The following is a 25,674-nucleotide window of genomic DNA, read 5'->3' as shown; positions in this document are numbered from 1 at the left end:
GCCTGAGGGACGAAGTCCGCCCACTATTGCTCGGACGAGCATCAGCCTCGCGGACCGAACACCCGAACCGGGGCGGCCCGGATGACATGGTACATTGCCCCTTTCCAGCCCCCCAGGTCGACAGATAGCCCAGTGAAACGCCCGGACAGCGACGCCCGATGAACATTCCGCCCAGCCTCAGCCACCCCTGGCGACTGCGTCTGGTCATCCTGCTCTTCGGCCTTCTTTCGGCCGTGCTCTGCTGGCGCCTGCTCGAACTGCAATTGCATCAGCGCGAGTTCCTGCAAGCCCATGGCGATGCGCGCAGCCTGCGCTACCTGAAGATTCCCGCCCATCGCGGCGAGATCACCGACCGCCGGGGCGCGCCCCTGGCGGTGAGCACGCCGATGCTCACCCTCTGGGCCAACGGCAGGGAACTGGCCACCGCGCCCGAACGCTGGGCCGAACTGGCCAACGCCCTGGGCCAGACGCCTGCGGCCTTCGCGGCGCGCCTGCAGGCCAACCGCGAACGCGAGTTCTTCTACCTGGAGCGGGGCCTGCCGCCGATGATCGGACAGGCCATCCTGGCGCGCAAGGTGCCGGGCGTCTATGCGCGGGAAGAGTATCGGCGCTTCTACCCGGCCAGCGATACGACGTCCCAGGTGGTCGGCTTCACTGATATCGACGGCCACGGCCAGGAGGGCGTGGAATATGCCTTCGACAGTTGGCTGTCCGGGGTGCCCGGCCGACGCCTGGTGCTCAAGGACCTGTACGGGCGCGTGGTGAAGAACCTGCAGGTCGTGCGCAACGCCAAGCCCGGCAAGGACCTGGCGTTGTCGCTGGACCTGCGCCTGCAATACCTCGCCAACCGCGAACTGAAGCGGACGCTGGACCAGTTCGGCGCCAAGGCCGGCAGCCTGGTGATGATCGACGTGCGTACCGGTGAGTTGCTGGCGATGGCCAACCAGCCCACCTTCAACCCGAACAACCGCCAGGGCCTGGACCCCGCGGCCATCCGCAACCGCGCGCTGACCGACGTGTTCGAGCCGGGCTCCACCGTCAAGCCCATCTCCATGTGCGCGGCGCTGGAAAGCGGCCGCTGGCGGCCGTCCGACCAGGTCGAAGTGTGGCCCGGCAGCCTACGCATCGGCCACTACACCATTCGCGACGTAACCCGCAGCGAGGGCCGCATACTCGACCTCACCGGCATCCTCATCAACTCCAGCAACGTCGGCATGAGCAAGGTAGCGTTCGACATCGGCGGCCAAGCCATCCACGACGTGATGCAACGGATGGGCCTGGGCCAGTACACCGGTCTGGGCTTCCCCGGCGAGCGCGTCGGTAACCTACCGGCCTACCCGCGCTGGCGGCCAGCGGAGACGGCCACGCTGTCGTACGGTTACGGCCTGTCGATAACCGCCGTGCAGTTGGCCCACGCCTATGCCACCCTGGCCAATGACGGGCGCATGGTGCCCCTATCGCTGGTGCGCCGCGAGCGCGCGCCGCGCCCCGAGCAGGTCATTCCGGAAAAGGTCGCGCACACCGTGACGGCCATGCTCGAACAGGTGGTCGAATCGCCCCGCGGCATCCATCGCGCCCGGGTGCCCGGCTATCACGTGGCCGGCAAGAGCGGCACAGCGCGCAAGGCCGCCACCGGTGCGCGCGGCTACCGGGAAAACGCCTACCGCTCGATGTTCGTCGGCTTCGGCCCGGTCAGCGCTCCGCGCATCGCCATCTCGGTGGTGATCGACGAGCCCAGCCGCGACGGCTACTTCGGCGGTAAGGTCGCCGCGCCGGTGTTCAGTCGCGTGATGAGTGGCGCCCTGCGCATCCTGGAAGCCCCACCCGACAATCTGCCGGAGCCGCCCTTGCGCGAGGCGGCAACGGCTAGCCAGACACTGGCGTCGGGCTGAGGTGCCCTCGAGACGCCTTTCGCCATTTTCCTGAACTTCTCCCGACCCGACTCGACCAAGACTATTCAAACCGAGTCGAAGGGGAGGATTTCCATGGAGCAACTCGACACCTGGCTCGATCTGGCCTTTCTCGGTCATCTGCTGCTAGTGGCGGCCACGACCGTCATCGGCCATGGGCTGTTTCGTTTCCTGCTGGGCACCACGAGGAAGCGCCTGGAGGGCAGGACCAGCCACTGGGCACGCTACGCATCGGTCATCGCGAACAGGACCCGCAACACCCTGGTGTTCGTCTTCGCGCTGATGCTGGCCCTCAAGTTGGTCACCCTTCCCGTCAACTGGGAGATGGCGCTGGCCCATGGATGGTTCGTCGTCCTGGCCCTGCAGGTGGCCCTGTGGCTCGATGCCTGCGCCCGCCTGTGGACCTGCGACCTCGCCCTCTCGCGATTCGGCGGCATCCAGAACCCAGTGATGGCGACAATCATCTCGGTGGTGGTGCTGATCGTCGTCTGGGCTGTGATGCTACTTTCCATCCTGGCCAACCTAGGCGTCGACATCACCGCCCTGATCGCCAGCCTGGGCGTAGGTGGCATCGCTGTAGCACTCGCAGTGCAGACCATCTTGAGCGACGTGTTCGCATCACTCTCGATTGGCTTCGACAAGCCGTTCGAGATCGATGACTTCGTGGTGTTCGGTGACGTGGCGGGCACCATCGAGCACATCGGCTTGAAGACCACCCGCATCCGCAGCCTCAGTGGCGAGCAGATCGTCTGCTCCAACACCGAACTGCTCAAGCAGACGCTGCATAACTACAAACGAATGAATACCAGACGGATCGTGTTCCAGTTCGGGATCAGCTACCGGACCCCAGCCGACAAGGCAAAGGCGGTGACGGGACTCGTGAAGGAAATCATCGACGCCCAGACAGAGGCGAAGTTCGACCGCGCCCATCTAGCCGCCTTCGAAGAAAGCCGGCTGCTGTTCGAGGTCGTCTACATCATGCAGACCGCCGACTACAACCGCTATATGGACGTCCAGCAGGCGATCAACCTGCGGCTGCTTTCGGGGCTCGATGAGCTAGGCGTCGAATTCGCCTTCCCGGTACGGGAATTGCGCATTCCGGAGCAAACCGGCAAGGCAGTTCAATAGAGCTTTCCTGTCGCGGCCCTGAAATAAAAAGAAACCCGGCCGAAGCCGGGTCCTTAAAGGGAATATCCATCATTGTGGGTGCTCAGCAGGAGATGGGGTTCAGACTGGTCAGCCGCAATGATGGCAGCCCGATAATGTCAAACTGACACAACCAGTACAACCCAAACGGATATCAGGTATTTCCGTCGGTTACCGTCGCATCTTTAGGAAAACGCAGCGTCCTGCAGAAAGTCGACCGCACGTTCTCAAACACTAGGCAACGTATCCGGCCCCTTGCGCGGTAGATACAGGATGAAACGCGTCCCCTGCCCGGCCCCCCGCGACTCGTCTACCGCCACACTTTCTACCTGCAACCGCCCGCCCAGCACCTCGCTGACTATCTGGTGCAGGATGTGCAGTCCCAGTCCGGTATTACCGCGATGGCGGCCAGTGGTGAAGAAGGGTTCGAGGATGCGTGGCAGTTCGGCCTGGGGGATGCCCTTGCCATTGTCGCTGAACTTCAGTACCACCCGCTCTAGCCCGTCGGCAGCGATGGCGATGCTAATCCGCCCCGCCCCGCCGCCGGGGAAGGCATGCTCCAGGGCGTTGCTCAGCAGGTTGGAGATCACCTGCCCCAACGGTCCCGGGTAGCTGTCCATCCATAGCCCCGGCGGCAAATCCAGCGCCAGTTGCACCGGCTGTTGAGGATCCCAGTGGCGCAGGCGCACATCGGCATCGAGGATTGCCTCCGCGAGGTCGAAACGACGTCGCTGCAGGCTGGTTCGATCCATGGCGACCTGCTTGAAACGCTGTACCACCCCGACCGCGCGGCCGGTCTCGGCCTGGGCGATGGCCAGAGCTTCCCGGCTGTCCGCGAGGAAACGCTCAAGATCGGAACGGCGCAACCCGGCGTCGAGTCGTCGCAGGAGCTCATCGAGACTGCTCTGCACAGTGGAGAGTGCCAGGCTGGCGCCCCCCAGCGGCGTATTCATCTCGTGGGCCACACCGGCGATCATCAACCCCAGCGAAGACAGGCGTTCGACCCGGGCCAGTTCTGCCTGCATCGCCTGCATATCCCGGCCAGCCTCGATCAGGGCGCTATTGGCCAGCTCTAGCTCGCGGCGCCGGCTCGACTCAGCGAGCATACTGCGCAGCAGGCGCAGGATCAGGAAAGCAGCCAGGCCGAGGATGAACAACGCCAGTACGGCAACGACCCCTTTCCAGCGCCAGCTCAGCGTGCCGACAGCTCCGTCCGGCAGCTCCACCAGCACACGTAGCCCGAAACGATGAGCGTCGACTTGTACGCCTTCGCGGCTGTGCAGCACTTCGGCGCGGTCCAGGTCGATCCACGACCAATCACCACCCTCTCCCCTCCAATCGCCGCTGCCTCGGTTCTGCATCTGCTGCCAGAGTCCCGGCAAGCTCGCGGCTAGCCGACGCTCGCCATTGCCCAGTTGCCAGTTCCACTCTTCCTCTGCGCTCGGCCCGAGCAGCCAGTATCCCTCGTGGTTCACCAGATAGAGCTTCACGCCTTGGCGCGCACCCAACTGACGTAAGCGATCAAGCAACCGTTGGGCACGATAGTTGAGTACTACCACTCCATGATTTCGCCCTTGATCCAGCACCGGGCTGACGACCCGTAACGTTGGCTGCAGTGGATGCTCGATGGCTCCACGCTCGACGTTAAGGTCCAGCTGGGAGAAGTAGATGCTGCCGGCAGGAAGACCCACGGCCTCGCTGAAATACGGACGATCGGCCTTGTTCTGTAGTTGCTCCGGCGGCACCAGTGCGACACGACCGTCACGGTTGTTGACGCGTAAGCGCTCATCGCCTTTCTCGTCGATCCAGCGAACCTGATCGTAGTAACCGGAGCTGCGTGAGAAGCTGAGGAAAAGGCGCGCGGCCATGGAGTCCGCGCGGGTATCAGCACTGATCAACTCCGGCGGCAGGTCGGCGAGGAAAACCACGTCGTGTCGTAGTAGGTCCAGCGCCCGCGTCAGTACCTGTACAGCTTCTTCTCGGACACTGTCGCGAGCACGCAGCGCCGGCTCCCGCACCGCTCGCTCCAGCTCGCTCCACAGCAACGGGATGCCCAGCAACAACAGCAACAACCAGGGGACGGACAGTATCAGCAGATGGCGCCACCGCTGCCGCCACCAGTGGCCATCGAGCTGCAAACCGTCCGAGCCGGCGGTTTGCAGCAGTCCCGACTCCTCAGTGGCCCCGTTCACGCAGATGCTCGATAAAGGTGTCCAACGGCTCGGGGCGACCGAACAGATACCCCTGGGCTCGCTGACAGCCGTGCTCGCGTAACCAGTTGGCCTGCGCGGCGGTTTCCACTCCTTCGGCCAGCACGTGCATCTGCATGCGGCGACCGAGAGCGATGATCATGTCGGCGATGCTTTGGTCATCGTCGACCAGACCGATTTCGCGAACGAAGCGCTGGTCGACCTTGAGCGTCGAGGCGCAGATCGAATGCAGGTAACTCAACGACGAATAGCCAGTGCCGAAATCGTCGATGGCGATAGAGAATCCAGCCTCCTTCAGACTGCGTAGGATAGTGCCGCCGGCCTGCTGGTCATTCATCGCCGCCGATTCGGTGACCTCCAGTTCGATACGCTCGGGGCGAATACCATGCAGCCGAACCACCGCGGCAAGCTCTTCCGAAAACTCCTGGCGAGCCAATTGCAGTGGCGACACGTTGACCGCCAGTGTCAGATCGGGAAAACCGGCTTGGTCGATCTTTCGCACCGCAGCACAGGCCATCTCCAAGATGCGCTTGCCCAGCGGCACTATCAGGCCATTCGCCTCCGCGATGGGGATGAACACACCAGGAGGTACTTCAATGCCATTTGTATCGACCCAGCGAGCTAGCACCTCCGCTCCCAACACCCGCCCACTTAGCAAGTCGACCTGAGGCTGGAGAACTATGCGGATGCCCTCGGTGTTACGCAGCGCGTGATAGAGCGCATGGGACTGTTGGAAACGCAGACTGGTCTCCGTCTCCATACCCGGTTGGTACTCGCATAGCAGCGCTGCCTCGCTGCGAGCCCGCTTGAGCAAAAGCAGGCCTGCCGCGATGGCGCCCCGTGCGGACCCGCTGTAGGCATCCAGGTCCAGGCGGGCGGCACCAATCCCGATGAAGGGGGAATGGGCGCTCTCGTCGAGCAGCTCCAGGCTACGCACCTGTTTCTCCGAGAGGCGCTGGGTGGGACCGAGAATCGCGAAGGTATCCTCATGGAGTCGTGCAACTAGGCAGGGCGGCGGAAAACTTGCACGCAGGCGCCGAGCCATCCCCTGTAGCATCAAGTCACCTTGTTCGACACCCAACGACAAACTGCTCTCGGCGTATTGATCCAGATCCACCAGCAGCAACGTGCGACCGCAAGGTGGAGGCAGGGCTAGGACACTTTCCAGTTCGCGGAGCAAGGCGTTGCCATTCGGGATCGACAGCAAGGCATCCTCGTAGGCGATACGGTCAAGGCGGCTGCTGAGGGCCACGTTGATCAATCCGGAATTGACTTGGGTGGAGAACACCCGCAAAAGCTCATGCTCGGTCTCGTCAAGGTGCCGGTCGGTGGCCAGGTAGGCTGCTGCGTGGGGTACGCCCGCCGTACCAGGGAAAAAGAGCACCTGACTATCCGCGGTGGCAATGGCCGTCTGCTCTTCCATCGCCCGACTCAGCAGGCTACGGATCTGGATATCGTCCAGAGATGCCAATGGCCTGGCCAAATGTCCGGAGAAGCGTCCAGCTGCAGCGCTAATGCAGGCGCGCAACGGCGTCTCATTGGCATGCTCCGCCTGAACGCAGACCAGGCCATCCGGCGCCACCCCGAGCAAGCTCGACAATTCACAGATCATTCGCGCCGAGAAGTCCTCCAGCCCCCTGGCAAGGGTTAGGCTATTACTCGCCTCGACGATCGCCTGTAGTCCACGCTTGGCTCGGCTCAGCGCACGGATTTGCTGCCAGGTGCGCAGGTTGCCGGTGAGGATGCTGTGCAAACGCTCCTGGCTTAGCTCGGTCTTCAGCCAGTAGTCGCTAATATCCAACTGGTCCAACGACGCCTGCATAGGCGCCATGCCCGGCTGACCGGTTAAGAGAACGATCCGCACATCGGCATTACCCTGCACCTCGCGCACATTGCGCACCAGGCGCAAACCGGCATCGTCGGTTTCCATCACGACGTCGAGCAGCACCACCGCCAATTCTGGAGTAGCCACCATCAACGTGGCCGCCTCCTCGGCAGATCGGGCCGTCAGCAGGTGTAGCGGCTGGTCCTGGTAACGGTACCCCTGCAGCGCTGCCCGTAACGACCGCTGGAAACCAGGGTTGTCATCGACGCTGAGCACCAGCAGGGGGGCCACGTCGATCGGGGCCGCCGATGGTTCTTCGGGAGAGAACTGGAACATGTCCTCTCCGGGTACTTCATCATTCCCTCGCATCGCCATCCCCTCATCCGGGTCCTTGAGCATTGCTAACCCTGGAGGATGCCGGGCAAGCATGCCTTCCCTGTATAGAGCAAAGGATGGCATTCAGCCAGAATGCCCTGAGCTAGCTTCCGGCACTCGCTATCGCCCCGATATCGCTCTACTGAACCTATCGGCCACTATCGACACAGACTCGCCAAGACCAAGAATAGTCCCGGGCTGTATTCAGGATGGACTGTATCCTCAGGGATTGCTGCTCCGTTCGGAGCGCTGCACTTTGGGAATCCAATACGCCAACGATCCCGCCGCGGCAAAGGCGATGATCCCGGTCGCGGCGATTCCCGCCGCCAGCGACAGGCTGCCCGCCAGGAACGATAGAAGTGCCGGCCCGCACGAGGAGCCGATATCGGACATCAGGCGCCACACTCCGAGAAAGTGCGCGCGCCCATGCCGCGGGGAATGGTCCGCGCCAAGGGTCATGATCATTCCGGAGCCAATGCCATTGCCGAAGCCGATGGCCAACGAAACTAGCAACAGCGTGGAGAAGCCCGAGGTAAAAGGCATCAGTAACATCGCCATGCCCATGATGAGCATTGAGGGCACCGCGACCCACCCCCTGCCCTTGTGGTCCATTACCTTGCCCGCCGGGTAGAACACCAGCATGTCGATGCCGCCCGCCAGTCCGTAGATCAAGGAGGCCAAGGCAGGCGCCAACATGAGGTGATCGGCCCACAGGGGGATGACGACCTGGCGCGAGGCTCGCACGGCACTGACCAAGACGACGCCGATACCCAGGGTGAGGAACACATGGCGGTGGTCCCTGAGCGTCGAAACGATCGTCGTGGCGGCAGGCGCCTGGCCCAGTGGAACCGGCAGCGGCTCCAGGTCCGGGACTCGTGCACCGATCGCCGCAGCCCCCAGCACCCCGGCAATCCCGACAGCGTAGGCTGCCGACAGGCCGAACGCATGGACGGCTGCCGCGCCCAGAAAGGGACCGATGAACATGCCAATACGCATCACCCCGCCCAGCGTCGATAGCGCCCTCGCCCGATAGGCGAGCGGAACGGCCTCGGTCATGTAGCTCTGGCGTGCCAGGTTGTAGACCGCCTGCGACATGCCCACCATGAAGCAGCCGGCCGCGAACAGGCCAAGATGCGCTGTCAGCACGCAAAGGGCCATGCCGAGCCCGCTCCAGATACCTGCCGCGACGATAGCCCAGCGCTCACCCCAGCGCATCGTGATCAACGACGCCGGAATGTTGTTGAGCAGCGAGCCGATGCTGATCAGCGCGACAACCAGCGCGGCCATCGGCACGGAGGCCCCCAGATCACGCGCCATCAGCGGAATGATCGGGAGAATGGCGCCTTCGCCCAGGCCGAAAAGCAACGAGGGGCCGAAGGCCGGCACAGCGATTCGCCTGAATGAAAATTCAGCCGTGGGGGGCGATTCAGGCAAGGCAGGAGGCGAAGACATGCAGGGGATCAGGAGTTGGACAACAGCCCGGCAATATTGAACGTGCGGCCATTATCTTCTTCCGTTGCCCGGCTGTCATTCAAGGGGATGTGGATACTCGCAGTAGCTCCGGGCAGTACGACCAACCCGGAACGTCCTTGCCCCCACAGCCCTCACCCGCAGCGATTGGCCATCCTCTATCAGGTAGTGACAAGCCTTGATCACATTGCGCCTACCAACTGCGTCCTTACGGCTGAACATCCCTACCCCACGGTCATCCTCATACTTTTCTTTCTCGTGGTTGCAACTGTGGATGTACCCCCAGCCTTCAGTGATCTTTCTCCACAGCCCACCGATGGCCTCAGCCTTGGCATAGTCACTGCGCACCTCTCGACCATCGAAGAAGAACGCCGCATGGATGTGGTAGCCCATGTCTTCCCCCTGCTCCACAGCACAGATGTAGCCTGTCTCATGCTGGAAGATCGGATCGTACTCTCTGGCCCGGATCAGCCTGTCCAGATCCTCGAAGACGTCCTCTACCTTCAAGCGATTACGTACAGCCTCCCGGTAGTACAGATTCACCCTCACCACTACAGTGCGTGAACGGCTATCCAGCACCCGTTCCACGTATTCAGTCACTGTCTGCCGATTCCCCTTTTCCCGGTAAGCACGGTCATTCTTCCCACGCTTGAACCACTTGGTCTGTATGTGCTCCCGGATCCTCTCCACGAGCCAGTTGTAGGTCTGGGCCTCTGACAGGAGCCCTCCCTCGGTCTCGTCCATGCACGTCATCCCGAACATCCCGAACTCGATGCCGATGTCGTAGCACGCCTCCTTGAACGCGAGCAGGTGCTCACTCAGGGCATACGTCTCGTCATGCACCAGGTGATACATCTGCCGAATGTGATCGAAGTACCGAGAGAGCCTGGTTCTCTCGACGACCTCATCCCCCTGTGCGTCGTAGCTGATCCTGAATGCAGGACAGTCATGACGAATCACTGCGTTCACGAGTCGTTCGATCTGAATAGCGATGTCGGATTGGGAGAGGTGTTTGGCTGTTTGATTGGTCATGATGTGTACCTGGTTGGTTTAAGTCATACCAAGTACGGTGTGGGTATTTTAAAACTGGGGGAGTAGTGGGCCAGGCGTAGTAGGTACAGAATTTTAATTGAACGATCTTTGCGAGAGACAAGCTAAAATATCACTCGGTCGATGACGATAAACATCTTGGTATCAATCGAGAGTTGATAGAGCGTTCGGCAAGCCTGAGGGTTGTCCAGCCTATATACAGCTGATGTGCAGCTGTATCTAGTTTTCAAGTATGTCTGGCTTACAGGTTTTTCTGATTTTCAGGCACGTCTGATTTAAAGGTACGTCTGGTTTACAGAGATGCCTAGTTTACAGGTGTATATCAATAAACCCCATTACTCAAACTCCATAAACCTCAGTGTCATCAGGCTGCTCGTCGAAAATATCCAGTTCAGCCGGAACTCACTTCGACATTATGCACTGGGAGTTACCTGAGAAATAAGACAAAGCTAAGAACGTAATCTTAGTGGCCAAGGGAACAGTTAAAGGGGCGGCTGTTGCCATGAACAATATTCACCGAACGTTTCCGCGGGCGGCTCTTAAATGACCTCCATTCCCGGCAGCGTGCTGTCTGAGAGAACGCCTCTGTCGCCAAGTCCTGAGAGAGTGGCCACCGCTGGGCGGACTGTTTTGCCTGCCCCCAAGGCGTTAACCGTCTGACTGCCGTGACGAGGTCAGGACGGTAACCGCCAGCGAGTCAACGTCTGTCTACAGGACGGCGCCCCTTCGTGTGCATTCCGCGTGCTCGATGCCTCCCCCCCAGGGAGGACGCCGAGAGGAGGTGTGTTCATCATTTGCGATGGAGAATTTCTTAAATCACATGCTATTTTTGCTAGCTCTAGCAGAATTAGCAGCTAAAAATGAAAAACGAAGAGGATGTTGTGTCGATACCCCCCGCTGTCGAGCCCCTGACTTTTCACGAGGGTTGGCCCTGTTTCCGCGAGCACAGCCTGTTCGAGGCCGCGGTGACCGAGGCGTCTCGGGAACGGCAGGTGTCCCGAGAAATGGCCATGATGTGTGCCTTCGGCGCCATGGCTACGGCTTGCCAGGGGCATGTCGATGTACAGATGCCCACCGGCCATCAGGTCCCCACCTCGCTGATGCTGCTGACCATCGCGGACTCGGGTGAGCGCAAGACCACCACGCAGAACTATTTCTTCGGAACCATCAATGCCCTGAATGATGCGGCGCACCGGCAAAACGAGGCCGACATGGCGGAACACCGAGTCGTTCACCGCCTGTGGTATACGGACATGCGCCACCTGGAGCGCGAGTACGTCACCTTCCGCCGCCAAAACGACGAGACAGAAGCAGAGAAGGCCCGAAAGGCCTATGAGGCGCATGTCCGGACCGAACCCCGTCCTCCCCGCTCGGGCAAGTTCCTCTATGAGGACACCACGCCCCAGGCGCTGGTCCTGATGCTGCACGAGAACATGCCCAATGCCTGCATGCTGACCAGCGAAGCCAACAGCATTTTCAGTGGCAAGGTGCTGGGCGAACTCGACAAGCTCAACACGCTGTGGGATGGCAGCAGCGTGATCGTCGACCGAATCTCCCGGGAAGGCTTCACGCTCCAGAATGCTCGTCTCACGCTGGCGCTGATGGCCCAACCCAGTGTGATCGCCCGCTTCATGGGGCGGCGTGGCGAGGAGGCCCGTGGTACCGGCTTTCTGGCCCGTTTCCTGGTCGCCAAGCCCCGTCCGATGGCTGGTTCCCGCGAGCCCCGCACACTGTCTGAACTGCCGCGCCAGCAGGCCTTCAATGCCCGTCTGCGTGAACGCTTGGAGACCGGTGTCCCCCAGACGCGTCACATCCTGCGCTTTTCGGAAGCGGCCGCAGCGCTCTGGTACGAACACAGTCGATACCTCGAAGCGCAAATGCGGGAAAACGGCCTGTACCATTACGCCAAGGACCATGCGTCCAAGTTGCTGGAAAACGTCAGCCGTCTAGCCGCCATCCTGCATGCCTTCGAGTACGGCCTCGACAGCGACAGGGAGATTGATGCCTTCACCCTTACGTTCTGCTGGACGTTTGCCCAGCTCTGTTCTCAGCACTTCACCGAATACTTGGCGAACGAACCGCCGCTTGTGGCGGATGCGAACGTATTAGTGAACTTCTTGTTGCGAATGGCCGCTGAGGAGCCTCGAAATGATGAGGACGCTCGAAATAAAAAAGCAGCGAAGCACAAAGAGGCCTTGCGCGACAATAGACCACTGCCTTATGAACCACTGCCTAACCGTCTTCGTCCTGGCATACAGACACATTTCACCCTTACCACGATAAAACAACGTGGCCCCACGTGTTTCCGAGGGCGAGCCAATGCCGAACGACTGGAGGCTACCCTCGAACTGCTGATCAAGCTGGGGCATATCAAAAAGGAAGGCAGCCTCTATCGATTCAGCGAAGCGCTTCTGCTGACATCTGGAGAGCCTCAGTTGAAGAACGGTGAGATCGTCACGATCAAGGAACTCCCCCTGTTCAGAGAGCAGGAATATTGGATACCGGAACGACGCCACGGGCTGACCCATGCCCCTTTCTACGCCATTCGGGTTGATTAGGCACACACTGGCGCGTGCTATGTATTCTTACTGAATACGCTTGGAATCGAGACCGTCGATATAATCGATGTCATTATTCCGCAAGGGATCCCATTCCAAAAAACCTCAGTCCTATATCACTGCCCTGACATAACCAACCACCCTGGAGGATCTTTCATGTCATTGCAGTGTCCTCGTTGTCACTCTCCCAAGATTGCATCCCTGCACCCCGCCCTGAAGATCGGTGCCGTCATCGGCACTGTCGGTGGCGCGGCGCGCGGTGCGTCCGTTGCACTGGCAGGCAGCCAAGCCGGCGCGGCGGTCGGTGCCCTGGCCGGTCCGCTGGGCATCACCCTCGGCTCTTTGTCCGGCGCCCTGCTCGGCGGCCTGGCCGGTGGCGTCGGCGGCTGCGCCCTGGGCGCCCAGCTCGGTGATCAGTTGGATCGCCATGTGCTCGCCAACAACCTCTGTCTGATCTGCGGACACCGCTTCAACCTGCCGACCTGATCGGTTCCGTTCTTCCCGTTTTCCTCACGTTCACTTCATGTCTTTTGCCGGTGCTGCGCGGTGCGCAGTGCTGTAGGCCGGCTCTTGCTTACAGGAAACCCATCATGGCTCATCTCATCGAACGCATGGCTTATATTGGCGACGCGCCCTGGCACGGCCTGGGTAGCCATCTGTCCCCGCATCAACCGTTGGAAGTCTGGCAACGTGAGGCGGGAATGGATTGGCAGATCCAGGAAAGTCCGGTCCATTTCAAAGCGGACGTGGTCGGTCACCTGGGCAGTATCCATGCCTTCCCCGAACAGAAGGTGCTTTATCGCTCCGACACCCAAGCGCCGTTGTCGGTGGTCTCGCAGCGTTACCAGGTGGTACAGCCGCGCGACGTGCTGGAGTTCTATCGCGAACTTACTCAGCTCTCCGGCTATGAGCTGGAAACCGCCGGCGTGCTCAAGGGCGGTCGCAAGTTCTGGGCGCTGGCGCGTACCGGGCAAGGGGGCGCGATCAAGGGCAACGACCAGGTCAACGGCTATCTGCTGTTGGCCACCTCCTGCGACGGCACCCTGGCTACCACGGCCACGCCGACCACGGTGCGGGTGGTGTGCAACAACACCCTGAGCATCGCCCTCGATGGCGCTACTCGCGCGATCAAGGTACCGCACAACACCCGCTTCGATCCGCAGCAGGTGAAGCAGCAACTGGGCATCGCCGTTTCGCAATGGGACGACTTCATGTACCGCCTGCGCACCCTGGCCGGGCGCAAGGTGACGTCCAAGGAGGTGTTGAGCTTCCTCACCACGGTGCTGGGGGATCACGCCTCCAACACCCAGCAGGCCAATGGCGTGCCGAACATTCGCGCCATGCAAAAGGTGGAAAGCCTGTACCAGGGACAAGGCCGTGGCAGCAACCTTGAGTCAGCCAACGGCACCGCCTGGGGTCTGCTCAACGCAGTCACCGAGTTCGTCGATCACCAGCGGCGAGCACGCAGCACGGAATACCGCATGGACTCGGCCTGGTTCGGCCAGGGCGCCGTCATCAAACAACGTGCGCTGGATGCAGCCTTGAAGCTGGTGGCCTGAACATCCCCGTCGCGTTCAACGCCACCCTTTCCTAAACGCCCGACCGGCTCTGCCGGTCGGGCATTTTTTATGTCCGGAGGAACATCCAATGGCTCATGCCTCTGCCACACCCGCCCCCCGAAGCCGGCCACGTCCCGCCCTGCGCCTGGTCGGCACCAAAGAGCTGTCCCGCGAGGACTGGCTGGCCGTACGCAAGCACGGTATCGGCAGTTCGGACGCCGCGGCTGCGGTCGGCCTCAACCCCTACAAGTCGCAGTTGGAGCTGTGGCTGGAGAAGACCGGCCGTGATGCCGGGCTGCCCAAGAGCGATCCCACGGATGAGGAAAGCCCGACCTATTGGGGCAACATGCTCGAGCCCATCGTCGCCACCCACTACCGCCGCCGTACCGGCAACCGGGTACGCCGGGTCAATGCCGTGTTGCAGCACCCTGATCCGAAATTGAACTGGATGCTGGCCAACATCGACCGCGAGGTCATCGGTGCCAGCGACGTACAGATTCTCGAATGCAAGACTGCCGGCCTCAATGGGGCACTGTCCTGGAAGGACGGCGTGCCGGTGTACGTGCAGTTGCAGGTGATGCACCAGTTGGCGGTCACCGGTAAGCAGGCAGCCGACGTGGCGGTACTGCTCGGTGGCCAGCACCTGGAAGTCCATCGTCTCGAGCGCGATGACGCGCTCATCGCTCAACTGATCGAGCTGGAACGGGACTTCTGGGGCTACGTGCAGAGCGATACGTCACCGCCGGCGGATGGCTCGGAGTCAGCAGCGCAAGCCCTACGCTGCCTGTACCCGGAGGACCAGGGCCATACCCTGGACTTCACCCAGGAACCGCTGCTGTCGGCAGCCTTCGACGAGTTGCAGTCTGTCCGCGCCAGCCTGGAGATTCAGGGGAAGCGCGAAGCCGAACTGAAGCAACAACTGCAACAGGCCATGGGGGAGGCCAGTCGAGCGCTGTTCGCCAACGGCGCGGTGTCCTGGCGCAAGGCCAAGGACAGCGTGGTGCTCGATGTACCGCGGCTGCTCAAGGAAAAACCTTACCTGCTGGCACGCTATCCCACCACCAAGATTGGCAGCCGGCGCTTCCTGATCACCTGATTTCGATTCCCTCATTTCCCTCATTGGCCATGCCGGCGCTTCCCCAGCGTCGGCATGGCCCTTTTTATTCATCCACTGGAGAACCACCATGCTCAAAGGCTTGGCCATTACCCCGCCGGTGCTCGGGCGGATTTCCATCGGCAAGGTCGTCGAGAAGAACGGCAAGCGTTTGCCGGAGAAAGACGATCAATTCACGGTTACCTCGCAGATCCAGTGCTGGGATGACTGGCTACCCCACCCCCTGGACGAGACACTGCGTAACGCCCAGGACGGCACGCTTCGCAGCATTCCGATCCGCTTACTGTTCAACGCGCCGGAGCTGAACTTCCGTGCCGAGTACTGCCTGTTCGATCCGCAGTCCGGGCGGCCGCTGTGCGTCGGCAATGGCGAGACCTGCAAGCGCCGTGGCCAGGACGGCATCCTCGCGCATCCGTGCCCTTCACCCGATGGCTGCCCGCTGGCCAAGGGAGGAGCCTGCAAGCCCTATGGCCGTCTCAACGTCGCCATCGGCGACGACGATCCCTTGGGCAGCTTCGTATTCCGCACCTCCAGCTTCAACAGCATTCGTACCCTGGCAGCCCGGCTGCAGTACCTGCAGGCGATTTCCGGCAACCGCCTGGCCTGCCTGCCGCTGGAGCTGTGCCTGCGCGGCAAGTCCACCTCACAGAGCCATGGCCTCCCCATTTTCTATGTCGACATCACCTTGCGCAATGGGGTGTCGATGGAGGATGCCCTGCGGCAAGCCCGGGAGCTCGACGAGGCGCGCCAGGCGGCGGGGTTCGATCAGGCCGCGCTGGATAGCGCCGCACGGTGGTGCCTGGCCAATGGGGCTTTCGAAGACCGTGACGACGAAACCGGCCCCCTTGCCGACGGGGTGACTCCGGAGCCGGCTGCCGAGCCGCCGAAGGCGGTCCCGGCCGTAGAACCTCCCAGCGGGCCGAGCACCACCCTGAGTGCGCTGTTGCACGCTCGCGCCAACAAACCCCGGGCCATCTGCATCACCTCCTCGACCAAGAGGGCCACGCCATGAACCTGCTGCGCTTTTTGGGCTTGCTGTTCGTGTTCGTCAGCGTGTTGGCCGGCTGTGCCGGGGGGGTGGCACTGCTGGTGCTCATGCTGCGTTTCTGGCCGCTGGCACTGGCCATCGTGCTGGCCTTGATCCTGTTCCACCGGCTGCTTCAGCGACTTGGTCTGCGGATTTCCTGCTAGCCCCGTCACGGCATCAGCAACAGCCACTCCGGCGCCTACTCGCCGATCGCTCATTTCAATCTCCAGGAGTACTCACCATGATCACACGGTGCCTGATCTGTAACTCGTCCGTGGTGCTGTCCAAGGACGCCGCGAAAGCGCTGGCCCGGCTGATAGGCACGCTGGACGGCTTTCTGCGTGGCATCCAACACTCGCCGTCCCGACAGCCGATCACGTCGGACCGGCATTGCGAAAGTCCGCTGGAACAGGCCTTCAACCTGATGCTCGATGGGGTTTGCGGCGCGGCGGCGAACTGGAACAGCACCCGCGATTTCATTCGTGACGTGCGTCGTTTCCAGTTCATGGAGTACGACTGTCTCTGCCTGCGCTGCGGCGCGAAGTACGACGAACAGCCCGTATCTCACCGCTAGCGCAGCATCACGTTCGCCACCGATCCTCCCGCCACCGGATTACCCGGCCACCGTGCCGTGATCCTTCCATTACACCCGCGCTGCAGCGCTTTCATCCACCTGCCGAGGTTCGTCCAGGGGGATGAATCTCGGTCCATTTCTAGGAGACACACCCCATGGGCTGGCTCTTCTCATCCCATACCCGCTCCGAACTCATCCAGGCGCTGATCCGCCCCACAGACACCGCCCAGGCCCGTGTGCGGGTGATTGCGCACACCTTGCGCGGCAACGTGCTGTGGTCCGTCAGTGAAGTGACGGCGAAGGCGGCTGGGGTTCACCCGCATCTCGCCCCCGGCGAATTGCTGCGTTACATCCGCTGCGACCTGTTGCAGCGCAGTGGTGGCTCATGGGGCTACAAGGCCATGGACGAGTCCATGGCGCCCTACTATTACTCCTGCCCCCTCAGCTACCTCGAGATGACGAAGGCGCTTTCCATCGACTGGAGAGAGAAGGTCCGTGCCTATCACGCACGTCGCCATCACTCGGCAGCACGCTCACACCAGCCACGGGCTTGAGCCCGCCCCAACGCGCTTCTTCAGCGCAAGCATCGCCTGGCCCTCAGCAGGCCAGGCCGCTCGTTATCCCCGTATTCAACGCTTACCCATGGAGTCCCGATGAACACCAAGTTCAAAACCGGCGAATCCGTCGGCACGTATATCGCCGAGGTCCCTCTGACCGAAGCCGACATCTTGACAATGGCCCAGCAACTGGCCCGCCGGCGATTCAGAAAAGGGCAACCCCTGCAGCATCCCAAGGCAGTGTTCAGCCATCTGCAGATTCTCTTGCAGGACCATGAACATGAGGTATTCGCCTTGCTGCTACTGGATAACAAGCACCGGATTATCCGCTTTCAGGAACTTTTTCGCGGCACGCTCGACACCACCTGCGTATACGCCCGCGAGGTGGTGAAGTTTGCACTGTCGTACAACGCCGCCGCCGTGATTCTGGTGCATAACCATCCCTCCGGTGATCCGCAGCCTAGCCAGGCGGACTACGCGCTGACGACCACACTCAAGCAGGCACTCGAGCTCGTCGGCATGCGCACGCTGGATCACATCATCGTCGGGGGCGAGGGCTGTGTATCGCTGGCGGAGCAAGGGTATCTCTAATCGTCCACTTCCTGCTGGAGAAAAAACTAGGGGTATGCATAAACTCGGTGGATGCCACAATGCCCCTCCGGACAGCCTAATGGCTGTCCGGAGGGGCAGTTTTTAATTTTTTGACTATTCACAAAACTAGGAGGATTAGAGCGTTCGCAGCCGGGACACAGGAAAAATCGAGTCACTAGGCAACATTATTCTTACTTCACCTTATAGATGATCCCCGGATTGCACTGGACCATCTGGTAATGCTCCGGCAGCCCGTTGAGCGCCTCGGAGGCGCCGAGGAACAGATAGCCGCCGGGCTTGAGCGCCGCGTGCATGCGCAGCAGGATGTCGCGCTTGACCTCGGCGGAGAAGTAGATGAGCACGTTGCGGCAGAAGATCAGGTCGAACTTGCCGAGGGTGGCGTAGCTCTCCAGCAGGTTCAGCGCGCGGAACTCGACGCGGCCCTTGATCGCCGGCTTCACCGCCCAGCGCCCCGGCCCCTTGGTGTCGAAGTAGCGCTGCAGGCGCTCCTGGGACAGCCCGCGGCCGATGGCCAGGCTGTCGTACTCGCCGGCCTTCGCCGCGTTGAGCATGGAACCGGAGAGGTCGGTGGCGACGATCTGCACGCCGGCCTTGAGCTGGCCGAGGTTGGTCTTCTCGAACTCGTCGATGGTCATCGACAGCGAATAGGGCTCCTGCCCCGAGGAGCAGGCCGCCGACCAGATGCGCAGGCGCTGGCCCGGGTTGGCCTTGATCAGCTCGGCGAGGATGCGGTTCTTCAGCACCTCGAAGGGGTAGGTGTCGCGAAACCAGAGGGTCTCGTTGGTGGTCATGGCATCCACCACCTGCTCGCGCAGCTGGCTGCGGACCTGGATCTTCTGCACCAGCTCGCCCAGGCTCTTGATGCCCTGCTGCTCCATCAGCTTGTTCAGGCGGCTGGCGACCAGGTACTGCTTGTTGGCACCCAGGACGATGCCGCAGGCCTTTTCCAGGAAGTCCCGGAACAGCTCGAATTCCATGTTGGTCGATGTCACCGATCACGCCTCTTTCCAGTTGGCCGGGCGTCGATCCCGACGCCAGGCGGCCGGGGTCGCCCCCGGCCGTTGCAGACTACCCCGAAGTGCCCTCCTCAGCGTGCGTCCGCCGCCTTGATGCGCTCGACGACACGCGCCGCCAGATCATCGGGCCGGAACTTGGCGAGGAAGTCGTTGGCGCCGACCTTCCGCACCATCGCCTGGTTGAACACCCCGGACAGCGAAGTATGCAGGAGAATGTGCAGGTCCTGCAGCCGCGGATCGTGGCGAATCTCCGCGGTCAGGGTGTAGCCATCCATTTCCGGCATCTCGATGTCGGAGATCACCATCAGCAATTCCTGGCCCGGATTGCCACCGGCGGCCAGCATCTGTTGAAGGTAGTCCAGCGCCTGGCGTCCGTCATTGAGCGCGAGCACTTCCACGCCCACGGTCTCCAGGCAGCGGATCAGTTGCTTGCGCGCCACCGAGGAGTCGTCCACCACCAGCACCCGCTTGGTCACCGCCTGGGCCTGGGTGTCGGCGTCGATCACGCCTTCGGAGATGTCCTCGCTGGTGGGCGCGACCTCGGCGAGGATCTTCTCCACGTCGATGATCTCCACCAGTTGCTTGTCCACCCGCGTCACCGCCGTCAGGTAGTGGTCGCGGCCGGTGCCCTTGGGTGGCGGATGGATCTCCTCCCAGTTCATGTTGACGATGCGTTCCACCGAATGCACCAGGAAGCCCTGCACCTTGGTGTTGTACTCGGTGATGATCACGAAGCTGTTGTCGATCTCGCGCAGGCCGCGACGGCCGGTGGCCATCGACAGGTCGAGGATCGGAATGGTGCCGCCACGGATGTTCGCCACCCCGCGCACCACCGGACTGGACTTGGGCATCACGGTCAGGCGCGGGCACTGCAGTACCTCCTTCACCTTGAACACGTTGATGCCGTACAACTGGCTGCCATCCAGCCGGAACAGCAGCAGTTCGAGACGATTCTGCCCAACCAGCTGCGTTCGCTGGTTGACCGAATCCATGACTCCGGCCATTGCGCCCCCTTCGTATCCGCCGTGCCGCCCAGGGCGGCAATCGGCACGAGCCTTGCTTGAAGTCGTGGCATGAAACTGCCAACGACGTTTTTCCGACGGTCCCGAGCCCATGCCCTGACACTCTGCGGAGTGCTCGGCATGCTGGGCGCGTTCGCCCCGGGTCCGACCTGGGCCGACGACTTCACCGCGCCCGAGATTCTTATCGGCTCCACCCAGGGCTTTCTTGAGTTCAAGGTGGAAGATTATCTGCAACGCAGCGGTATCGACGCACGCTACGAGATAGAAGTGGCGCGCATCGACCCGCGCCTGCGCCTGGCGGCCTGCGACAAGGACCTGACGCAATCCCTGGAAAGCCCCGCGCAACCGGTGGGGCGCGTCTCAGTGCTGGTGCGCTGCGAAGGCTCCTCTCCCTGGTCGGTGTACGTGCCGGCGCAGGTCAAGCTGTTCCGCCAGGTGGTGGTGACCACCCAGCCGCTCAAGCGCGACCACGTGCTGGAGCCGGGCGACATCAGCCTGATGGAGCGCGACATCGGCCTGCTCAGCCAGGGCTACCTGACCGACCCGCAGCAGGCCGTGGGGCAGAAGCTCAAGCGACCGACGGTCAGCGACCAGATCCTCGCCCCGGTCTTCCTCGAACAGGCCGCGGCGGTGCGCAAGGGCGACCAGGTGGTGATCCGCGCGCAGACCGGCGCGGTCAACGTGGTGATGCCCGGCGAGGCCATGGCCGACGGGGTGCCCGGCGAGCAGATTCGCGTGCGCAACCTGCGTTCGCAGCGCATCATCAGGGCCCGGGTGGTGGAACCAGGCGCGGTGCAGGTCACGCTCTAGCGGCGGAAGTCTGGCGCTGGCGCGCCAGCCTTCACTAAACTGTGCGAAGGCGCACGAAAAACCGCCCTAAAGTTTTACGGATGTCAGCCGAAACCTACAGGCAAGCGTCCTAAACCCGCAGAGGTTCACTACCATGGTCATCGACTTCAACCGGCTGAACAATGCCAGCGCGCCGGTCTCCACCGGCAGCACCGGCAAGCCCCAGGCCGGCCGCAGCGAAGCCGCCGGCAGCGAAAGCGCCGGCAGCGCGTCGGCCGCTGGCAGCGGTGAGTCCGTGCAACTGAGCAGCACCGCCCAGCAATTGCAGAAAGCCAGCGACCAGCTGAAAGACCAACCCGTCGTCGACTCGGAAAAGGTCGCGCGGCTGAAGCAGGCCATCGCCGATGGCAGCTACCAGGTCGACAGCCAGAAAGTCGCCGGCAAACTGCTCGACTTCGAATCCCAGCGCTGAGCGCGGGGTTCCCCAAGGACGCCCTGAACGCCGAGCCGCCATGCCAAACGCCAGCCTGCTCCACCTGATCACCGAGGATATCGGCGCCGCCGAGGCTCTTCTGCAGCTGATCGAGGACGAATTCCACGCCCTCGACGCGCGTGACCTGGAGCGCCTGCAGGGCCTGCTCGACAGCAAGCTGCCATTGCTCCAGCAGCTGGAGCGCAATGGCCGCCAGCGCAGCGAGACGCTGCGCCAGGCCGGCGTCAGCAGCGACCGCGCCGGCCTCGCCGCGCTGGCCGCGCAGGGCAAGGTGGAGCCGGGTACCGTGGAACTCAGCGAGCGCCTGGCGGCGCTGCTGGAACAGTGCCAGCAGGCCAACCTGCGCAACGGCCGCATCATCCGCAACAACCAGCACGCCACCGGTCGCCTTCTGGACATCCTCCGCGGCCAGGACACCCCCAGTCTCTACGACCGCCGCGGCGGCGCGACCCAGGGCAGCCGCCAGCGTCCCCTCAGCCAGGCCTGAACCCTGGCGCCCGGCAGGGCGATGCGGCAGAATGCCATCGCCTTGCAAAAGAAAATTCCCACAATAAATACATCTGGAGATCGTAGGACAGTGGCAAGCCCGTTCGCCGAGGAAAATGGCCCGCAACCGCCGAAAACGCTCAAGGCGGCCGTGGAGATCCAGGCCAACCTGCGAATCCTGATGGATAGCCATGACCCGCTGGTGATCAGCTTCGCCGAGCGCAACCAGCGCTTCCAGAGCTTCGTCGTCGCGGTGGACCGCGAACGCAACCGGGTAGCCCTGGACGAACTGATCCCCAACGACGGCGAGCGCTTCCTGCAAAACGGCGAAAACTTCCGCATCGAGGCCTTCCACGAAGGCGTGCGGATCGCCTGGGAATGCCAGCAGGCCGCGCAGTTCAGCGAACTCGACGGCGCCCGCTGCTACTGGCTGCCGATGCCCGCCGAGATGCTCTACCACCAGCGCCGCAACGCCTACCGCGCCGCCCTCAAGCAGACCCAGCCGGTCGCCGTGGAACTGGCCGGCGACAAGCTCAAGGCCGCGCTGAGCGGCAACCTGCTGGACATCTCCGCTACCGGCTGCAAAGTGCGCTTCGCCGGCGACGTGCACGAGCGCCTGCAACCCGGCCAGCTCTACGAGCGCTTCACCGCCCGCCTGCCGTTCGGCGCCATCACCCTGGAAGTGGAACTGCGCCACGTGCACTTCGACGAGAAGGTCAACGCCAGCTTCGCCGGCCTGCGCTTCAACCGCCTGAGCGGCCTGGAGCAGCGCCACATCGAGCGCTTCGTCTACCAGCTGCAGCGCGAAGCGCGGCGCTTCGAGAAGGACGAGCTGTTCTAGCGCCCGCCCTTCCCCGCCCTACCCCGGCCGACTTTCCTCTTCCGCCTCGGGCACGCCGGCTGTCTCGGGCGCCGCAGGCGCTGGCGCCGGGGTGGTCTTCATCTGTTCTTCCACCGTTTCGTCGGCCACCCGCGGGTCGAGCGCCGCCGACAGCGGCGAGCTGGCCAGGCTGTCCGGCGTGGGCACGTGCTTCACCGGCGCCTCGTCGACACGGTGCAGGCCGCTGACCTTCTCCGGGCGCACGCGCCAGATGACGATCAGCGCGCAGGCCGCGGCGAAGGCATAGAGCATGTTCGGGCCGAACGCCCGCATCAGCGCGCCGGTCGCCAGCGGGCCGATGCAGGCGCCGACGCCGAAGGTGACCAGCAGCATGGCGGTCAGCGATACCCGCCGCTCGCCCTCGACGTGGTCGTTGGAGAAAGCCACCGCCAGCGGGTAGAGGGTGAACTGCACCAGGCAGACCATGAAGCCCATCGGCACCATGGCCTCCATCGGCAGCGACGGCAGCACCGCCAACGGCAAGGCGAACACCAGCAGCAGGATGCCGGCGTTGCGGATCAGCAGCGCGCGGTCGTAACGGTCCGACAGCCAGCCCAGCGGCCACTGCACCAGCAGGCCGGCGAAGATGCACACGCCCATGAACACGCCGATCTGCTCGACGCTCAGGCCCTGCTCGGTGGCGTACAGCGGCGCCAGGCCGTAGAAGGAGCCGATCACCAGCCCGGAGACCAGCACCGTGGTCAGCGACTGCGGCACCCGCTGGATGAAGAAGCGCGGCTCCAGCGGCGCCGGGCGCAGCGGCGCGGGGTGGACCTTGTGGGTGATGGACACCGGGATCAGCGACAGGGCGAAGGCCAGCGCGATCATCATCGGCAGGTCCGGGCCCAGCCCCGGGTGCGCCACCAGGATCAGCTGGCCGGCCACCAGGCCCAGGTAGGAAGCCACCATGTAGCCGGCGAACACCGCGCCGCGCTGGCGCGCCTCGGCCTGCTCGTTGAGCCAGCTCTCGATGACCATGTACTGGCACATCATGCCCAGGCCGATGAGCGTGCGCAGCAGCAGCCAGATCGCCGGCCAGCTGGTCAGGCCGATGCCCAGCACCGCCGCCACCACCAGGCCGCCGCAGGCGACGTAGGCACGGATGTGGCCGACGCGGGCGATCAGCCGGTGGCCGATCTTGCCGCCCAGCACCAGGCCCAGGTAATAGGCCGCCATCATGGCGCCGATCCACAGGCCGTCGACCTTCTCGGCGGCCAGGCGCAGGCCCAGGTAGGTACTCAGCAGGCCGGAGCCGGTGAGCAAAGTGAGGGTGGCGAAGTAAAGCGCACGGAAGGCAGTGAAAATCCGCATCGGACCTCCGGTCCAAGACGGGCGGCAGGACGCCGCCGTACTACACGAAGCACGCCCGCGCGAAGGCGGGCGTTCGCTACCAGCCTAGAGCCTGCCGCAAGGCGCGTCGAGCCCTTTGACGGGTACGCAAAGAAAGGCGTCGTCCATGGCAAAGCCGGCGGTCGGAACCCGCCGTGGCGGGCTCCGCTCGGCCTCAGGCCTGGGCGGCCAGCACCCGGCGTTCCCAGGGGGTGATTTCGTCGAAGAAGCTGGTCAGCTCCAGCTCCTTGCTGGCCACGTAGCCGTCGACGAATTCGGCGCCGAACATCCGCCGCGCCAGCTCGCTGCGCTTCAGGCGGCGCAAGGCGTCGTACATGGTGCAGGGCAGCAGCAGTTCGTCCGGCACCTCGAACTCGCCCTGGATGGCCGCAGTGGGCTCCAGCTCGTTGTCGATGCCGTGCAGGCCGGCGGCCAGGCTGGCGGCGATGGCCAGGTAGGGGTTGGCGTCGGCGCCCGCCAGGCGGTTCTCCACCCGCCGCGCCACCGGCGGGCTGGCCGGGATGCGCAGGCCGGCGGCGCGGTTGTCGTGGGACCAGCAGGCGTTGTTCGGCGAGGCGTAGGGGTGGCACAGGCGCTGGAACGAGTTGACGTTGGGCGCGAACAGCAGGGTGAAGTCGGCCAGGCAGGCCTGCAGGCCGCCGATGAAATGACGGAAGGCCGGCGTGGCCTCGCCCTCGGCGTCGCTGAAGATGTTGCGGCCCTCGCCGTCTACCACGCTCTGGTGGATGTGCATGGAGCTGCCCGGGGTGTGCGCCAGCGGCTTGGCCATGCACACGACGAGCAGGCCGTGCTTGAGCGCCACTTCCTTGAGCAGGTGCTTGAACAGGAAGGTCTGGTCGGCCAGCAGCACCGGGTCGCCGTGCAGGAAGTTGATCTCGAACTGGCTGGTGCCCATCTCGTGCATGAAGGTGTCGCGCTCCAGCCCCACCGCGGCCATGCAGCGGTAGACGTCCTCGAAGAACGGACGCAGGCCGTTGTTGGACGACACGCTGAACGCCGAATGGCCCATCTCGCGGCGGCCGTCCAGGCCCAGCGGCGGCTGGAACGGCTGTTGCGGGTCCGGGTTGGGGGCGAAGACGAAGAATTCCAGCTCGGTGGCCACCACCGGTTGCCAGCCATGTTCGGCATAGCGCGCCACCACCTGCTTGAGCAGGCCGCGGCTGGACAGGCCGGAGGGCTGGCCGTCCAGCTCCACCGCGTCGCAGATGGCCAGGGCGCGCGGAGTGTCGCTCCAGGGCAGGCGGTGGACCTGGGTGGGCTCGGCGACCAGGGCCAGGTCGCCGTCGTCGCTGCCGTAGAAGCGCGCCGGCGGGTAGCCGCCCATGATGCACTGCAGCAGCACGCCGCGGGCCAGCTGCAGGCGCCGCCCGGAAAGGAAGCCCTCGCCGGTCATCACCTTGCCGCGCGGCACCCCGTTGAGGTCGGGGGTGACGCATTCGATCTCTTCGACTCCAGCCAGGCGCTCGGCGAGCGGGCTGCGTCCTTCGCTAGTCATGACTTCTTATCCTTGTAGTACGGCCGCACACAGGCTGTGCGACCTGTACAAAATACGCACCGGTCGTTCGATATTTCAAGCAGGCAAAAGGGATGTTTTTTGTTCGCGAGCAAGCTCGCTCCTACGAAGAGCGCGGCCCCACCCTGTAGGAGCGAG

The 25,674-nt window shown here is 63.2% G+C and carries 23 protein-coding genes; 15 read left to right on the top strand and 8 right to left on the bottom strand.

The genetic code is table 11. The annotated features are described in order from the left end of the window. The first annotated feature begins 158 nt into the window (after window positions 1-158). Window positions 159-1,892 carry a peptidoglycan D,D-transpeptidase FtsI family protein gene (locus M8R19_RS23660; RefSeq protein ID WP_249919082.1) on the top strand — a complete coding sequence of 578 codons (1,734 nt, stop codon included), beginning with the start codon at window positions 159-161 and terminating at the stop codon, window positions 1,890-1,892. 93 nt (window positions 1,893-1,985) lie between these two features. Further along, entirely contained in the window at window positions 1,986-3,038 is a 1,053-nt protein-coding gene (locus M8R19_RS23655) for a mechanosensitive ion channel family protein (RefSeq protein WP_249919081.1), read from the top strand. Between the two features lie 245 nt (window positions 3,039-3,283). On the opposite strand, the gene M8R19_RS33320 is transcribed toward M8R19_RS23655, so the two are convergent. The 4 genes from M8R19_RS33320 to M8R19_RS23635 all read right to left on the bottom strand — a co-directional run bounded on the left by M8R19_RS33320 (window position 3,284) and on the right by M8R19_RS23635 (window position 9,968). After that, a complete protein-coding gene (locus tag M8R19_RS33320; protein ID WP_249919080.1) occupies window positions 3,284-5,248 on the bottom strand; it encodes a sensor histidine kinase in 1,965 nt (654 codons plus the stop codon). Continuing rightward, entirely contained in the window at window positions 5,232-7,490 is a 2,259-nt protein-coding gene (locus M8R19_RS23645) for an EAL domain-containing protein (protein WP_249919079.1), read from the bottom strand. Before M8R19_RS23645 ends, M8R19_RS33320 begins: the two co-directional genes overlap by 17 nt. A 198-nt stretch (window positions 7,491-7,688) precedes the next feature. Continuing rightward, a complete protein-coding gene (locus M8R19_RS23640; RefSeq protein ID WP_249919078.1) occupies window positions 7,689-8,852 on the bottom strand; it encodes an MFS transporter in 1,164 nt (387 codons plus the stop codon). A gap of 141 nt (window positions 8,853-8,993) precedes the next feature. Next, entirely contained in the window at window positions 8,994-9,968 is a 975-nt protein-coding gene (locus M8R19_RS23635; protein ID WP_249919077.1) for a YagK/YfjJ domain-containing protein, read from the bottom strand. Between the two features lie 878 nt (window positions 9,969-10,846). Between M8R19_RS23635 and M8R19_RS23630 the strand changes: the two genes are divergently transcribed. From M8R19_RS23630 to radC, 9 genes are all read left to right on the top strand, one after another. Next, complete coding sequence (locus M8R19_RS23630) at window positions 10,847-12,544, top strand: YfjI family protein (RefSeq protein WP_249919076.1); 1,698 nt, start codon at window positions 10,847-10,849, stop codon at window positions 12,542-12,544. Window positions 12,545-12,700: 156 nt separating this feature from the next. Further along, entirely contained in the window at window positions 12,701-13,030 is a 330-nt protein-coding gene (locus M8R19_RS23625) for a hypothetical protein (protein ID WP_249917527.1), read from the top strand. Between the two features lie 104 nt (window positions 13,031-13,134). Continuing rightward, on the top strand, window positions 13,135-14,103 hold the full coding sequence (locus M8R19_RS23620) for a DUF932 domain-containing protein (protein ID WP_249919075.1): 969 nt from the start codon (window positions 13,135-13,137) through the stop codon (window positions 14,101-14,103). A gap of 88 nt (window positions 14,104-14,191) precedes the next feature. After that, a complete protein-coding gene (locus tag M8R19_RS23615; RefSeq protein ID WP_249919074.1) occupies window positions 14,192-15,199 on the top strand; it encodes a YqaJ viral recombinase family nuclease in 1,008 nt (335 codons plus the stop codon). 88 nt (window positions 15,200-15,287) lie between these two features. Next, window positions 15,288-16,229, top strand: coding sequence for a recombination directionality factor (locus tag M8R19_RS23610; RefSeq protein WP_249919073.1), 942 nt, complete (start codon window positions 15,288-15,290; stop codon window positions 16,227-16,229). Further along, entirely contained in the window at window positions 16,226-16,408 is a 183-nt protein-coding gene (locus M8R19_RS23605) for a hypothetical protein (RefSeq protein WP_249917523.1), read from the top strand. The genes M8R19_RS23610 and M8R19_RS23605 overlap by 4 nt, the downstream gene beginning before the upstream one ends. Before the next feature lie 77 nt (window positions 16,409-16,485). Then, window positions 16,486-16,818, top strand: a complete 333-nt coding sequence (locus tag M8R19_RS23600; RefSeq protein ID WP_249919072.1) for a hypothetical protein — start codon at window positions 16,486-16,488, stop codon at window positions 16,816-16,818. A 155-nt stretch (window positions 16,819-16,973) separates the two neighbouring features. Next, entirely contained in the window at window positions 16,974-17,372 is a 399-nt protein-coding gene (locus M8R19_RS23595; RefSeq protein ID WP_249919071.1) for a hypothetical protein, read from the top strand. A 99-nt stretch (window positions 17,373-17,471) separates the two neighbouring features. After that, complete coding sequence (gene radC / locus M8R19_RS23590) at window positions 17,472-17,966, top strand: RadC family protein (RefSeq protein WP_249919070.1); 495 nt, start codon at window positions 17,472-17,474, stop codon at window positions 17,964-17,966. A 191-nt stretch (window positions 17,967-18,157) separates the two neighbouring features. On the opposite strand, the gene cheR is transcribed toward radC, so the two are convergent. Next, on the bottom strand, window positions 18,158-18,964 hold the full coding sequence (cheR, locus tag M8R19_RS23585; RefSeq protein ID WP_283939718.1) for a protein-glutamate O-methyltransferase CheR: 807 nt from the start codon (window positions 18,962-18,964) through the stop codon (window positions 18,158-18,160). Window positions 18,965-19,074: 110 nt separating this feature from the next. Further along, window positions 19,075-20,007, bottom strand: coding sequence for a chemotaxis protein CheV (locus M8R19_RS23580; protein WP_009620824.1), 933 nt, complete (start codon window positions 20,005-20,007; stop codon window positions 19,075-19,077). Between the two features lie 138 nt (window positions 20,008-20,145). On the opposite strand from M8R19_RS23580, the gene flgA reads away from it, so the two are divergent. The 4 genes from flgA (at window position 20,146) to M8R19_RS23560 (ending at window position 22,634) form a co-directional block, all read left to right on the top strand. After that, window positions 20,146-20,835 carry a flagellar basal body P-ring formation chaperone FlgA gene (gene flgA, locus M8R19_RS23575; protein ID WP_249919068.1) on the top strand — a complete coding sequence of 230 codons (690 nt, stop codon included), beginning with the start codon at window positions 20,146-20,148 and terminating at the stop codon, window positions 20,833-20,835. A 133-nt stretch (window positions 20,836-20,968) separates the two neighbouring features. Beyond that, complete coding sequence (gene flgM / locus M8R19_RS23570; RefSeq protein ID WP_009620820.1) at window positions 20,969-21,286, top strand: flagellar biosynthesis anti-sigma factor FlgM; 318 nt, start codon at window positions 20,969-20,971, stop codon at window positions 21,284-21,286. Between the two features lie 40 nt (window positions 21,287-21,326). Continuing rightward, window positions 21,327-21,794, top strand: coding sequence for a flagella synthesis protein FlgN (locus M8R19_RS23565; protein ID WP_043319397.1), 468 nt, complete (start codon window positions 21,327-21,329; stop codon window positions 21,792-21,794). A gap of 90 nt (window positions 21,795-21,884) precedes the next feature. Continuing rightward, on the top strand, window positions 21,885-22,634 hold the full coding sequence (locus tag M8R19_RS23560; RefSeq protein WP_135499861.1) for a flagellar brake protein: 750 nt from the start codon (window positions 21,885-21,887) through the stop codon (window positions 22,632-22,634). 18 nt (window positions 22,635-22,652) lie between these two features. Here the strand turns inward: M8R19_RS23560 and M8R19_RS23555 are convergent, their stop codons facing one another. Together M8R19_RS23555 and M8R19_RS23550 are read right to left on the bottom strand one after the other, a co-directional pair. Beyond that, entirely contained in the window at window positions 22,653-23,984 is a 1,332-nt protein-coding gene (locus tag M8R19_RS23555; protein WP_249919067.1) for an MFS transporter, read from the bottom strand. Window positions 23,985-24,177: 193 nt separating this feature from the next. Continuing rightward, window positions 24,178-25,416: a glutamine synthetase family protein gene (locus M8R19_RS23550; protein ID WP_249920216.1), complete on the bottom strand. Its 1,239-nt coding sequence runs from the start codon at window positions 25,414-25,416 to the stop codon at window positions 24,178-24,180. Between the last annotated feature and the right edge of the window lie 258 nt (window positions 25,417-25,674).

It is taken from the genome of Pseudomonas sp. R3.Fl, from assembly GCF_023516765.1.
GTDB classification, from domain to species: Bacteria; Pseudomonadota; Gammaproteobacteria; order Pseudomonadales; family Pseudomonadaceae; genus Pseudomonas; species Pseudomonas citronellolis.
This window is presented reverse-complemented; position numbering and strand designations above follow the sequence as displayed.

Coding starts and splice junctions, on each gene's coding strand:
- M8R19_RS23660 (WP_249919082.1), top strand. CDS start 159: ATGAACATTCCGCCCAGCCTCAGCCACCCCTGGCGACTGCGTCTGGTC.
- M8R19_RS23655 (WP_249919081.1), top strand. CDS start 1,986: ATGGAGCAACTCGACACCTGGCTCGATCTGGCCTTTCTCGGTCATCTG.
- M8R19_RS23645 (WP_249919079.1), bottom strand. CDS start 7,490: ATGCTCAAGGACCCGGATGAGGGGATGGCGATGCGAGGGAATGATGAA.
- M8R19_RS23635 (WP_249919077.1), bottom strand. CDS start 9,968: ATGACCAATCAAACAGCCAAACACCTCTCCCAATCCGACATCGCTATT.
- M8R19_RS23630 (WP_249919076.1), top strand. CDS start 10,847: ATGAAAAACGAAGAGGATGTTGTGTCGATACCCCCCGCTGTCGAGCCC.
- M8R19_RS23625 (WP_249917527.1), top strand. CDS start 12,701: ATGTCATTGCAGTGTCCTCGTTGTCACTCTCCCAAGATTGCATCCCTG.
- M8R19_RS23620 (WP_249919075.1), top strand. CDS start 13,135: ATGGCTCATCTCATCGAACGCATGGCTTATATTGGCGACGCGCCCTGG.
- M8R19_RS23615 (WP_249919074.1), top strand. CDS start 14,192: ATGGCTCATGCCTCTGCCACACCCGCCCCCCGAAGCCGGCCACGTCCC.
- M8R19_RS23610 (WP_249919073.1), top strand. CDS start 15,288: ATGCTCAAAGGCTTGGCCATTACCCCGCCGGTGCTCGGGCGGATTTCC.
- M8R19_RS23605 (WP_249917523.1), top strand. CDS start 16,226: ATGAACCTGCTGCGCTTTTTGGGCTTGCTGTTCGTGTTCGTCAGCGTG.
- M8R19_RS23600 (WP_249919072.1), top strand. CDS start 16,486: ATGATCACACGGTGCCTGATCTGTAACTCGTCCGTGGTGCTGTCCAAG.
- M8R19_RS23595 (WP_249919071.1), top strand. CDS start 16,974: ATGGGCTGGCTCTTCTCATCCCATACCCGCTCCGAACTCATCCAGGCG.
- radC (WP_249919070.1), top strand. CDS start 17,472: ATGAACACCAAGTTCAAAACCGGCGAATCCGTCGGCACGTATATCGCC.
- cheR (WP_283939718.1), bottom strand. CDS start 18,964: ATGGAATTCGAGCTGTTCCGGGACTTCCTGGAAAAGGCCTGCGGCATC.
- M8R19_RS23580 (WP_009620824.1), bottom strand. CDS start 20,007: ATGGCCGGAGTCATGGATTCGGTCAACCAGCGAACGCAGCTGGTTGGG.
- flgA (WP_249919068.1), top strand. CDS start 20,146: ATGCTGGGCGCGTTCGCCCCGGGTCCGACCTGGGCCGACGACTTCACC.
- flgM (WP_009620820.1), top strand. CDS start 20,969: ATGGTCATCGACTTCAACCGGCTGAACAATGCCAGCGCGCCGGTCTCC.
- M8R19_RS23565 (WP_043319397.1), top strand. CDS start 21,327: ATGCCAAACGCCAGCCTGCTCCACCTGATCACCGAGGATATCGGCGCC.
- M8R19_RS23555 (WP_249919067.1), bottom strand. CDS start 23,984: ATGCGGATTTTCACTGCCTTCCGTGCGCTTTACTTCGCCACCCTCACT.
- M8R19_RS23550 (WP_249920216.1), bottom strand. CDS start 25,416: ATGACCGGCGAGGGCTTCCTTTCCGGGCGGCGCCTGCAGCTGGCCCGC.